Origin of the sequence: Denitromonas ohlonensis, assembly GCF_007625205.1 — a bacterium.
In the GTDB taxonomy this organism is placed as follows: Bacteria; Pseudomonadota; Gammaproteobacteria; order Burkholderiales; family Rhodocyclaceae; genus Nitrogeniibacter; species Nitrogeniibacter ohlonensis.
The window spans coordinates 156,973-169,144 of sequence record NZ_VMNI01000020.1; the positions used below are offsets into that span (position 1 = coordinate 156,973).

General features: G+C 65.4%; 9 protein-coding genes. 2 read left to right on the top strand and 7 right to left on the bottom strand.

Annotated features, from left to right (window positions below):
* Positions 1 to 171: 171 nt before the first annotated feature.
* Positions 172 to 4,665: a PAS domain S-box protein gene (locus tag FHP89_RS18235; protein ID WP_144179747.1), complete on the top strand. Its 4,494-nt coding sequence runs from the start codon at positions 172 to 174 to the stop codon at positions 4,663 to 4,665.
* A gap of 9 nt (positions 4,666 to 4,674) precedes the next feature.
* On the opposite strand, the gene FHP89_RS18240 is transcribed toward FHP89_RS18235, so the two are convergent.
* The 6 genes from FHP89_RS18240 to xseB form a co-directional block, all read right to left on the bottom strand.
* Entirely contained in the window at positions 4,675 to 5,376 is a 702-nt protein-coding gene (locus tag FHP89_RS18240) for a hypothetical protein (RefSeq protein WP_144179748.1), read from the bottom strand.
* 7 nt (positions 5,377 to 5,383) lie between these two features.
* Positions 5,384 to 5,896 carry a DUF2478 domain-containing protein gene (locus tag FHP89_RS18245; RefSeq protein WP_144179749.1) on the bottom strand — a complete coding sequence of 171 codons (513 nt, stop codon included), beginning with the start codon at positions 5,894 to 5,896 and terminating at the stop codon, positions 5,384 to 5,386.
* A 140-nt stretch (positions 5,897 to 6,036) separates the two neighbouring features.
* A complete protein-coding gene (folE2, locus tag FHP89_RS18250) occupies positions 6,037 to 6,834 on the bottom strand; it encodes a GTP cyclohydrolase FolE2 (RefSeq protein ID WP_144179750.1) in 798 nt (265 codons plus the stop codon).
* A 54-nt stretch (positions 6,835 to 6,888) separates the two neighbouring features.
* Complete coding sequence (gene dxs, locus FHP89_RS18255; protein ID WP_391525889.1) at positions 6,889 to 8,769, bottom strand: 1-deoxy-D-xylulose-5-phosphate synthase; 1,881 nt, start codon at positions 8,767 to 8,769, stop codon at positions 6,889 to 6,891.
* A gap of 14 nt (positions 8,770 to 8,783) precedes the next feature.
* Positions 8,784 to 9,680, bottom strand: coding sequence for a polyprenyl synthetase family protein (locus tag FHP89_RS18260; RefSeq protein WP_144179751.1), 897 nt, complete (start codon positions 9,678 to 9,680; stop codon positions 8,784 to 8,786).
* Positions 9,677 to 9,925: an exodeoxyribonuclease VII small subunit gene (gene xseB / locus FHP89_RS18265; protein ID WP_144179752.1), complete on the bottom strand. Its 249-nt coding sequence runs from the start codon at positions 9,923 to 9,925 to the stop codon at positions 9,677 to 9,679. The genes FHP89_RS18260 and xseB overlap by 4 nt, the downstream gene beginning before the upstream one ends.
* A 136-nt stretch (positions 9,926 to 10,061) precedes the next feature.
* Here xseB and FHP89_RS18270 point away from each other — a divergent pair, with 136 nt between their 5' ends.
* The gene (locus FHP89_RS18270) at positions 10,062 to 11,162 is read left to right on the top strand and encodes an aromatic ring-hydroxylating oxygenase subunit alpha (protein WP_144179753.1); all 1,101 of its coding nucleotides are present in this window, start codon (positions 10,062 to 10,064) and stop codon (positions 11,160 to 11,162) included.
* A gap of 67 nt (positions 11,163 to 11,229) precedes the next feature.
* Here the strand turns inward: FHP89_RS18270 and ispH are convergent, their stop codons facing one another.
* Positions 11,230 to 12,162, bottom strand: coding sequence for a 4-hydroxy-3-methylbut-2-enyl diphosphate reductase (gene ispH / locus FHP89_RS18275; protein WP_144179754.1), 933 nt, complete (start codon positions 12,160 to 12,162; stop codon positions 11,230 to 11,232).
* Positions 12,163 to 12,172 lie beyond the last annotated feature (10 nt).

Consider the following 12,172-nt stretch of genomic DNA (forward strand, 5'->3'; position numbering starts at 1 on the left):
GTATCGCGGCGGCGCCGGGGCGATTTTTGGTGGCTGGTGCGGACGCTGAGGTCAGGATGATCTATCCTTGACGGATTCCTGTCGGGCAAAAGAGAGGGGCTGGATGGGCAGAAAGCTTGAAAACCACAGGTCGGGCCGGGCGGCGGCGGTGAGCTGCGCTTTGATCGCCGCATGCCGGTGAGTGCGCCGTCAGACACGCCGCGCATTGCGTCGGTGCCGGGGGCATCGCGCTGGGCGCTGCTGACTGTGGTGGTCGGTGCGCTGATCAGCCTTGCCTTCAGCGCGCAACTGAGCCTCGCTGAGTGGCGCAACGTCACGCAGGCTGAAACCGAGGCGGTGGATGCCCAGGCGGCGTTGCTGCGCGAGCGTCTGGCGCATGTGTCAGGTGATCTGCATGTGATCGGCCACTTGGTGGCGACAGACCCGGAGGCGGCGGCCGGGTTGTTTGGCGAGATCGCGCGGGGTGCGCTGGCGCATTCGCCGGTGTATCACCAACTCGTATGGGCCATGGCCGATGGCCCCGATCCGGCCATGGCCGCGTATCCGGTGTCGCTGTCCATCGGGCGCGGTCTGGCCGCGCTGAAAATCGGCAGCGATCTGCGTGCAGACCCGGCCGCGTCGGCATTGTTGCCGCGTGCGCTGGCCCAGCCCGGTCTGGTCGGTGGCGGATTGATCGCGGCCGGCCCTGATTCGCCATCGGTTGTGCCGGTCGCAATGGTCGTACGCGACCGGGATGCGGCCAAAGGGACGGTCGGCATCTTGCTGGCGAACCTGCTGCCGGAACAGCTGATGGTGATGCCTTCGTCGGTGGGGCAGGGCGCCGATCTGAATTTCGTTTTGCGCGATGTGAGTGGCGGCGCGTCCACCGAGCTTGGCGGGTATGGGGCGTCAGTGTCGGACGAGGTGCCCGCCACCGCGTTTCGCGAGTTGGTGTTAGCCGAACGAACATGGCGGATCGAGAGCCGGCGTACGGAGGCCTTTGTCAGCCGTCACGTCAGCCCTGCGCCCTGGTTGATCCTTGTGGCGGGGCTGGTCGCCACACTGGCGCTGGCCGCGTTGGTGCGCGTGTTCCTGCGTCGCCACGCCGATATTTCGCGACTGGTCGAGGCACGGACCCAGGCGCTGGCCGAGACGGAAGCCCGCTTTACTTCGGCCTTCGAACAGGTTGCGGTGGGCATGTCGCATATCGGCCTGGATGGCCAGTGGCTGATGGTCAACGATACCTTGTGCAAGCTGGTCGGCTATTCGCGCGACGAACTCCTCGAAAAAGGGTTTGCTGGCATAACAGAATCGGACGATCTGGCGCGGGATCTTGAGGCCAAAGCCAAAATGGAGCGCGGCGAGATCGAGGTGTACACCACCGACAAACGCTATCGCCATCGCGATGGACATCTGGTGTGGGTGCGGGTGGTAGTGTCGCCGGTGTTCGACGGCGCGGCGCGTCCCAAGTACTACGTGTCGGTGATCGAAGACATCAGCGATCGCAAGCGTGCCGAGGCCGAGGCACGTCAGGCCGAGGCGGCCAAATCGCGCTGGCTGTTCGCGCTGGAGGCGGCGGGTCACGGCTTGTGGGAGTGGAACGCGCCGAGCGGTGAAGTCAGTGTGTCGGAGCAGGCCAAGGCGTTGGGCGGCTATGCGCACTGGGAGCTTGAAAATACCGTTGCGCAATGGCTGTGGCTGATCCATCCGGACGATCTCGATCAGGTGCGCGCCTCCTTGATCGCGCACCTCAAGGGGGAGACTGGGGTGTGGCGGAGCGAGCACCGAGTGCGTTGCAAGGATGGCAGCTATCGCTGGATTCTTAATTGCGGCGGGGTGGTCGAGCGTGACGAGACGGGCCGCGCCGTGCGGGTGGTGGGTACCAACACCGATATCACCGAACAAAAGGAGATGGCCGCGCTGGCGCGCGAAGCCCAGCTGCGCTGGCAGTACGCCATCGAGAGCGCCGATCACGGGGTGTGGGACTGGGACGCCACAAGCAATCGGGTGTTCTTCTCTGCCCAGTGGAAGGCGATGCTCGGTTACACCGAGGCCGAGGTTGGCGACACGCTCGGCGAGTGGGAGAGCCGCGTGCATCCGGACGACCTGCCGGACACCCAGGCCACTCTCCGGCGGCATCTGGATGGCAAGACGGCGAGCTATACCAACGAACACCGGATGCGTCACAAGGATGGCAGCTGGCGGTGGATTCTTGATCGTGGCCGGGTGGTGGAGCGCAATGCCGCAGGCGAAGCGCTGCGGGTGATGGGCACGCACACCGATATCACTGATCGCAAGGAGGCAGAGGCGGCGCTGCGGGCCAGCGAGCGCCAGCTGCGTACCCTGATCGAGGCCATGCCCGATCCGGCCTTCTTCAAGGATGGTCAGAATCGCTGGCGGGTGATCAACAGCGTTGCCATGCGGCTGTTCGGGCTGACGCGTCAGTCCGAATGGTATGGCTACTCCGATCCCGAGCTGGCGGAGCGCTTTCCCGATCGCGCGGTACAGTTCATCCATTGCGCCGAGAGTGATGAGCGCGCCTGGAGCCTGGGTCGCCTGTATAGCGCTCGTGAGGAGATTCCGCTCCCCGGTGGCGAAATCGGCTTCTTCGATGTCTCCAAAGTGCCCTTGTTCGATGCCACAGGCAAACGCGAGGCCATGGTGGTGATTGGTCGCGACATGACGCGCTACGAGATCGCCGCACAGCGCTTGCGCGCGCGTGACGCCTTGCTGGGCGGCGTGTTCGATGCCGTGCGCGACGGCTTGCTGGTGTTTAACGAGCGCGGCATGGTGGTGGAGTCGAACGCCACGGCAGCGCAGATGCTGGGTCGGCCGGCCGAGACCATGTCGCAGGCGGATCTGGTGAGCCTGTCGGGCAGCGCGGGGCGTCGCTGGGGCCCGCGCCTGGCGGCCCGGATGCGCCATCGGCGACCGGTGAGCCTGCAAGGCCGTCTGGCGCCGGCGGCACAGGCCGAGGTCGACGTTGAGCTGACGGGCGTGCCCATGCACACCGGTGAGGAGCAGCGGTATCTCGTGGTGATTCGCGACGTGACCGCACGCCGTCAGCTGGCGCTCGAGCAGGCGCGGCGCACCGAAGAGCTCGAGGCGCTGGTGGGGCAGCGGACGGTCGATCTGGTGGCTGCCAAGGAGAACGCCGAGCGTGCCAATCAGGCCAAGAGCGCCTTTTTGGCCAACATGAGTCATGAAATCCGCACGCCGATGAATGCGATCATTGGCTTGTCGGGGCAGTGCCTCAAAACCGGGCTCGATGCCCGCCAGCGCGATTACATCGTCAAGGTCAATGAGTCCGCGCAGTCCTTGCTCGGCATCCTGAACGACATCCTCGATCTGTCAAAGGTCGAAGCCCAGCGGCTGGAGCTGGAGGTGGCGCCCTTTGCGGTGCGCGAAGTCGTCGAGAGCGTTGCCGCCATGGTGTCTTACCGGGCCATTCAGAAAGGGTTGAACTGGGTGGTGTCGGTGGGTGACGATGTGCCGGTGACGGTCATCGGCGACGCGCTGCGCTTGCGCCAGATCCTGACCAATCTGGCCGGAAATGCGGTCAAGTTCACCGAGCGCGGTCGCGTTGATCTGGTCGTAGAACGGCTGAACACGCTGGCCGGACGCGTCCGATTGCGCTTTAGTGTGATCGACACCGGCATCGGGATCGCCGATGAGGCGATGGCGCAGCTGTTCAGCCCGTTCTGGCAGGCGGACACCAGTACCTCACGCCGATACGGCGGGTCGGGCCTGGGACTGGCCATTTCTCGCCATCTCGCCGAGGCCATGGGCGGTGTCATTTCGGCGCACAGTGCGCCCGGCCAGGGCAGTCGCTTTGTCTTCGAGGCGGAGTTCGATATTGCGGATGCCGGCGAGCGCGTGGCGGCCGCGCCTGCGGTACTGGACGCCACGTCACTGGTCGGCATGCATGTGCTGGTGGTGGAAGACAATCCGCTCAACCAGCAACTGGCGCGCGAGCTGCTCGAAGAGGTGGGCGTCAAGGTCAGCGTGGCGGAGGATGGCGAACTGGCCCTGGCGCAAATCGAAGCCAACGCGTTCGACGCGGTGCTGATGGACATCCAGATGCCGCGCATGGACGGTCACGCGGCCACCCGGCAACTGCGGGCCACGCCGCGCCACAGCGGCTTGCCGGTGATTGCCATGACGGCCCATGCGCTGGCCGAGGAGCGCGACCGTTGCGTGGCCGCGGGGATGGATGACTTCCTGACCAAGCCGGTCGAGCCGAGTGCTTTGTACGCCGTGCTTGCCCGCTATCGCAACGGCCGGACGCCAGGCTCGGCAACGCCGCCAGCATCCGGGATGCCGGCGGTCGATGTGCCATCGGGTGCGGTGATTCAACCTGAGGTCGGCTTGCGCTACGCCGGCGGCAAGGAGGCCTTGAGGTTGCGCCTGCTCGGTCGTTTTCGCGACACCCAACACGACCTGATGCTTCGATTCGACCGCGCACAGCGCAGCGGGGCGCGCCAGGAGGCGTATCGACTGGCGCATACCTTGAAGAGCTCGTCGGCGACCATTGGCGCGATGGCCTTGTCGGAGGTGGCGCGCGCGCTCGAGGAGGCCTACCACCAGGAGGATCCCGGCGGGATCAGTGCCGGCCTGGAGCGGGTTCGCGCGCGTTTTGACGAGGTGATGGCGGCGATCGACGAGCAGCTTGGCCCCAGCGTCTGAGGGCCGGCGTCAAGCGGCGCCTGGGTGGCAGACCCACTCAATCAGCTGCCATTGCGTCGTATCCAGATGCCACAGGGCGTAGTCGGCCTCGCGGCGCCAGCCCAGCGTGCCGTGATCGACCACCTCGCAGCCGATGCCCGCCCAAAGCTGGCGGGCGACGGCGCTGCTGTCGGTGCTTGCGTCGATGGGAGACGCCGGCAGGCGGCGCGGCGCCTGCGGTGCCGAGAAAACGTCGTGCCAGCTGGCCCAGTGGTGTTGCGTGAGCGCATCTTGCTGGGCGAGGCGCCAGGGCGGCGCGGTGTCGGTGTCCAGCCGCTGGCCGATCACATTGCAAAACAGAATGGCCGCGTCGGGCCACTGACGCGCCAAGGCCGCCGGTCCGTCGGGTAGCGAAAACACATCCAGCCACGCGAATTGCAGCGGCACGCCGCGAAAGCGTCGGCGCAGCAAGGCGCGGGCCAGGCGATCGGGCTCAAGGACGGTGATTTTTGTGAAGCGCGACAGAAAGCGCTCGGTCAAGGCGTAGCCGGCCGACGGGCCGACCAGCACCAGTTCGCGGGTGGGCGGGTGCCAAGCGTCCAGCCAGTCACCGATCTGGAGCAGGAAGGGCGCCCAGAGGCGATGGCGCAGGCGCCAGGCGCGCCAGTGGTAGCCCAGGCCGCCGCTGGCGTCGGTCCAGTGCGATTTCAGGCGCGGGGCGGGGGTGGCCACCCGGGGCTCAGTCTGGCGTATTGAAGGCGTCCCACCAGGCCAGCGCGGCTTCGGCCGAGCAGCTCAGGCGGTCGTAGTCGCCGCCGGTGAACTCGGTCCAGGCATCGAGAAAGCGCTCACCCACGGCGGTGATCAGTGGCACGCCGGCCATCACCGAGGCGGCCATTTCGTCGCGCAGGCCATCGCCCAGCGCTTCCTGCGAGCCGAACTTGTTGAACACCGCCAATTCCGCGCCGTTGGCAATCGCGGCTTGCACCGTGATGGCGGCTTCGGCCATGGCGGCCGGGTCCAGCCGGCAGGAGGTCGAACCGCTGCCCAAATACTGCGACATCGGCATCCGCCGCCCCGAAGGCAGGAGTTCGAGTTCCATGGTGCAGGTGGCGCGTGGGCCGGTGTCGTGCTGGATGGCGCCGGCCAGCGACACGCCGCGCGCCTGGAGTGCACGGACGAACTGTGTCAGCACCGGGGTGGGGTCGGACTCGGGCGGATAGAAGATGGCAGCGATCGGCTGGGCACTCATGGACGGGCATCCGGCGGCATCAATGGCGGGCATTGTCGCATGAACTCGTACGGTGGTTATTGGCGCCGGTCAATCGGCTTGGTGCACAAAAAACGCCTGCGGTGCTCGGCAGGCGTTTTGGGGTGTGCGGCGTGCGGGGGCTACTTCTGGCGTTCGATCAGCGCGTAGGCCGAGTGATTGTGGATGGACTCGAAGTTTTCCGATTCGACCACATAGGCGCCTATGCGTGACTCGCGGTCGAGCACGCCGGCCACGTCGCGCACCATGTCTTCGACGAACTTTGGGTTGTCGTAGGCGCGCTCGGTGACGTATTTCTCGTCCGGCCGCTTGAGCAGGCCGTAGAGCTCGCAGGAGGCCTGGGCTTCGACCTGTTCGACGATCTCCTCGATCCACACATGCTCACGCAGGTTGGCCGTGACGGTGACATGCGAGCGCTGGTTATGCGCGCCGTAGTCGGAGATTTTTTTGGAGCAGGGGCACAGGCTGGTGACCGGCACCACGATCTTCATGCGGAAGCTGTAGACGCCGCCTTCGGTGATTTCGCCAATGAAGGTGACGTCGTAGTCCATCAGGCTGTTGACGCCAGAGATCGGCGCGGCCTTGTTGATGAAGTAGGGGAAGGTCATCTCGACATGACCGGTCTCGGCTTCGAGGCGCTGCACCATCTCGCGCAGCATGGGCTCGAAGGATTCGACCGAGATCTCGCGCTCGCCGCCGTTGAGAATCTCGACGAAGCGCGACATGTGGGTGCCCTTGAAGTTGTGGGGCAGGCCGACATACATGTTGAACATGGCGATGGTGTGCTGCACGCCACCGCTGCGATCACTGACCGTGACCGGGTGGCGGATGGCCTTGATACCGACCTTGTCGATGGCGATCTGGCGGCTGTCCTGGCTGTTCTGGACGTCGGGAATGGCTTGGGAATCAATGGCGGACATCGGGGTCTCGATCATGCTGGCAGGCGGGAAGCCTACGGTTTCCGACAAAAATACTCAACTATTGGCGGGATAGCGTGCGTGTATGGCCTTGAGGATGCCCTCGACATCGAGGCCGACCTCCTTGAGCAGCTGGCCTTGCTCGCCGTGATCGATGAAACGATCCGGCAGACCGAGGCGCAGCGTGCGCACCGGCGAGGGCGCTGTTTCGAGCACCCGGCTGACTTCGCTGCCCGCGCCGCCGATGATGGCGTTTTCTTCGAGCGTCACGATCAGCGCGTGGGTTTGGGCCAGTTCGAGAATCAGCGCCTCGTCGAGTGGTTTGACGAAGCGCATGTTCACCACCGTGGCGTCGAGCGCTTCACCTGCTTCCAGCGCCGGCTTGAGCATGGCGCCGAAAGCCAGCAGGGCGATCTTCTTGCCGCTGCGGCGCAGCTCGGCCTTGCCGATGGGGTAGGCCGTCATGGCTTTCTCGGGCGTGACGCCCATGCCGCTGCCGCGCGGGTAGCGCACGGCAGCGGGGCCATCGTGACAGTGCGCGGTGTACAGCATCTGCCGGCATTCGTTTTCGTCGGCCGGCGCCATGACCACCAGATTCGGAATACAGGTGAGGTAGGACAGGTCGTAGGCGCCGTGGTGGGTGGCGCCGTCGGCGCCGACCAGGCCGGCACGGTCGATGGCGAAGACCACGGGCAGGTTCTGCAGGGCCACGTCGTGAATGAACTGGTCGTAGCCGCGCTGCAGGAAGGTCGAGTAGATGGCGACCACCGGCTTGAGTCCGTCGGCGGCCATGCCGGCGGCGAAGGTGACCGCGTGCTGCTCGGCGATGCCCACATCGTAGTAGCGCTTGGGGTATTTCTCGGCAAAGCGCACCAGGCCCGAGCCTTCGCGCATGGCGGGCGTCACGCCAACCACGCGCTCATCGGCCTCGGCCATGTCGCACAGCCAGTCGCTGAACACCTGGGTGTAGCTGATCTTGCTGCTCGGCTTGCCGGATGACTTGATGCCCTCGGTGTGGTCGAAGGTCGACACGCCGTGGTAGAGAATCGGGTCGGCCTCGGCCAGTTTGTAGCCCTGGCCCTTGCGGGTGACCACATGCAGAAAGTGCGGCCCGTCGAGTTTGCGCAGGTTGTGCAGCGTGGGCAGCAGGGCGTCGAGGTCGTGACCGTCGATAGGGCCGACATAGTTGAAGCCGAATTCTTCGAACAAGGTGCCCGGCGTGACCAGACCTTTGACGTGCTCTTCGACACGGCGGGCGAAGTCGAGCATCGGCGGCGCCACGCCCAGCACCTTGCCCCCTGCGCGGCGGGCGGCACTGACGGTGCGGCCGGTCATCAGGCGAGCCAGGATCTGGGTGAGCGCGCCAACCGGTGGCGAGATCGACATCTCGTTGTCGTTGAGGATCACCAGCAAATTGGTGTCGCGCATGTCGCCGGCGTTGTTGAGCGCCTCAAAGGCCATGCCAGCCGACATCGCGCCGTCGCCGATCACGGCAATGGCGCGGCGGTCCGAGCGCTGGTCGCGCGCGGCGACGGCCATGCCGAGCGCGGCTGAAATCGAGGTGGACGAATGCGCCGTGCCAAAGGTGTCGAATTCGCTTTCATCGCGTCGCGGAAAGCCCGACATGCCTTGGTATTTGCGTAGCGTTGGCATGCGCCCGCGCCGACCGGTGAGGATCTTGTGACCGTAAGTCTGGTGGCCGACGTCCCACACGATGCGGTCTTCGGGCGTGTTGAAGATGTAGTGCAAGGCGATGGTCAGCTCGACCGTGCCCAGGTTGGACGACAGGTGGCCGCCGGTGCGCGAGACCGATTCGATCAGAAACTGGCGCAACTCCTTGGCCAGCGCCGGCAGCTGCTTGCGTTCGAGCGCGCGCAGCTCGGTCGGGGAATCGATGGCGTTGAGCAGGGGATACATGGCGGGCATTGGATCGTTCATTCGGGTCCCTGCGCTCAGAAGCGACGGTGGACGATGTAGCTGGCCAGCGCGCGGAGCATGTCGGCGCGTGCGTCCAGCGGGCTGAGGGCGGCCAGGGCGTCGGCTTCGAGTTCGGCGGCAAAACGGCGCGCTTCTTCGAGGCCCAGCAGGGTGACATAGGTCGGTTTGTCGTTGCGGGCGTCCTTGCCCGCGGTCTTGCCCAATGTGGCGGTGTCGGCTTCGCAGTCGAGGATGTCATCGACCACCTGGAACAGCAGGCCGATGCGCTTGCTGAACTGGTCGAGGCGGGCGAGGGTGTCGGCGTCCTGCGTCGGGCCGCACAGCGCCCCCAGTTGGACCGAGGCACGGATCAGCGCGCCGGTCTTGTGCACATGCATGACTTCAAGCGCTTCGCGGCTGATGGCCTGCCCCACCGATTGCAGGTCAATCGCCTGGCCGCCGGCCATGCCGCGCGAGCCGGAAGCAATGCCCAGGTGCTCGACCATCTTCAGCTGGCGCGCGGCGTCCGGGAGCAGGCCCGGTTCGGCCAGCAGCTGAAAAGCCAGTGATTGCAGTGCGTCGCCGACCAGCAGCGCGGTGGCGTCGTCGTATTCGACGTGTACGGTCGGCTTGCCACGGCGCAGGCTGTCGTCGTCCATGCACGGCATGTCGTCGTGCACCAGCGAGTAGGCGTGAATCAGTTCGACGGCACAGGCGGCGCGGTCGACCGTGTCCGGCGCGGCGGCGGTGACCAGGCCCGCGCCATGGGCGAGCAGCGGTCGCACCCGCTTGCCGCCGCCGAGCACCGCGTAGCGCATGGCTTCATGCAGGCGGTCGGGGGTGAGATCCAGCGGGGGCAGGGCGTTGGCAAGTGCGGTTTCGGTGCGCGACTGGATGCTGCGCATCCAGTCGGAGAAAATGGCGCCACTCATGATGGGTCGTCTGCCGGTGCGATCGTGTCGGCCGAGGTGTCGTCGGCGTTGGCTTCGAGGGTTTCGAGGCGGGCTTCGGCGCGGCTCAGCGTGTCCTGGCAGTAACGCAGCAGGCCGATGCCTTGCTGGTAGTGATCGAGCGCGTCTTCCAGCGGCAGATCGCGCGACTCCATCGCGGCCACGATCTCTTCGAGCTGGGTGATGGCGTTTTCAAAGCTTTTCGGGGATTTTGCCTGTTTGGCCATGAGTCGGCTGCGCGCGAGGGTCAAAGGCGGAAAAATACCCGAAGGGGGGCCCTGCGGTCAAACCAGCCTTCGACTATAATTTTATGTTACTCATTGTTTTATTGGACCTTTTGCGCGTTTTCGAGGGAGTTCGCGGATGTCCGACATCGCAACGCAACACGGTTTGACGCGGGCCGCGCCTCAGCTGCCGGTGTCGAGCTACTTTGATGAGAAATTGTTCGCGCTCGAAAAGCACCTGCTTTTCGATGCCGGGCCGGGCTACGTGGGCCATGAATTGATGGTGCCGGCGCTGAACGATTACCGTTCGCTCGAAGGCTGCGACCACGCCAAACTGCTGGTGCGCGGGCCCGAGGGCTGCTACGAATTGTCGAACATCTGCCGGCATCGTCAGGCGATCATGCTCGAAGGCCGGGGCAATACCGAACACATCGTGTGCCCCCTGCATCGCTGGACCTACGACAACCGCGGCACCTTGCTGGGGGCGCCGCACTTCGCCGAGAACCCCTGTCTCAACCTGCCGCGACAGCCGCTCGAAAACTGGCAGGGGCTGCTGTTTCGCGGACCGCGCTCGGCGGCGAGCGATCTGGCCTCGATGACGGTAGCGCCGGCCTTCGATTTCACCGGCTACAAGCTCGATCATGTCGAGCGCCATGAGTGTAACTACAACTGGAAGACCTTCATCGAGGTGTATCTGGAGGATTACCACGTCGTGCCTTTTCATCCCGGGCTGGGGCGCTTTGTCGATTGCGACGCGTTGAGCTGGCAGTTTGGCGACTGGTTTTCGGTGCAGCGGGTGGGGGTCACTTCGCTCAAGAAGCCGGGCACGCCGGCCTATGCGCGCTGGCATCAGGCGGTGCAGGATTACTACGGCGGTGAGACGCCGCCGCATGGCGCGATCTGGCTGGTGTACTACCCGAACGTGATGGTCGAGTGGTACCCGCATGTGCTGGTGGTGAGCACCTTGCTGCCCACCGATGTGGACAAGACCACCAACGTGGTCGAGTTTTACTACCCGGAGGAGATCGTCGAGTTCGAGCGCGAGTTTGTCGCGGCCGAGCAGGCGGCGTACAGGGAGACCGCCATTGAAGACGATGAGATCGGCGAGCGCATGGATCGCGGCCGCCGGGCGCTCTACAAGGCCGGGCGCAACGAGGTGGGGCCCTACCAGTCGCCCTTCGAGGACGGCATGCTGCACTTCCATGAGTTCTACCGGCGCACGATGGCCGGGCACCTCTGACCGATCCGAGCCGGTCAACGACAACGGGGCCAATGCGGCCCCGTTGTCGTGTGTGCTACCGATGTAATCAACCGACCAGCGCCTTGGGCAGCGGGAACACCACATTCTCTTCTGCGCCTTCGAGCGTGCGCACCGAGGGCGCGCCCAGCGATTTGAGCCGGTCGATGACCGCCGAGACCAGCACTTCGGGGGCCGAGGCGCCGGCGGTGACGCCGATGCGGCGCTTGCCGTCCAGCCAGTTGGGATCGACCGCGTCGGCATTTTCCACCAGGTAGGCATCCACCCCGCGCAGGGCAGCGACTTCGCGCAGGCGGTTGGAGTTGGAGCTGTTCTGCGAGCCCACCACCAGCACCAGATCGACCTTGGGCGCCATGAACTTGACGGCGTCCTGGCGGTTCTGGGTAGCGTAGCAGATGTCGTCCTTTTTCGGGCCGACGATGTTCGGGAAGCGCGTGCGCAGCGCGGTGACGATGGCGGCGGCGTCGTCGACCGACAGCGTGGTCTGGGTGACATAGGCCAGCTGGTCGGGGTTGGCGACCTGAAGCGTGGCCACGTCCTCAACGTTTTCCGCCAGCAGGATACCGCTGTCGACCTGGCCCATGGTGCCTTCCACTTCGGGGTGGCCCTTGTGGCCGATCATGACGATTTCCTTGCCCTGGGCGCGCATGCGGGCCACTTCGATGTGCACCTTGGTGACCAGCGGGCAGGTGGCGTCGAACACGCGCAGGCCGCGGGCATCGGCTTCGGTGCGCACCGATTGCGGCACGCCGTGGGCGCTGAAGATCACGGTGTTGCCATCGGGGACTTCGTCGAGCTCTTCGACAAAGATCGCACCTTTGGCACGCAGATCATCGACCACGAATTTGTTGTGCACCACTTCATGGCGCACATAGATCGGCGCGCCGAAGCGGATCAGCGCCTGCTCGACGATTTCGATGGCGCGCTCGACCCCGGCGCAGAAGCCGCGGGGGTTGGCGAGCAGGATTTCCTTGTCACTCATGTCGGTGTTC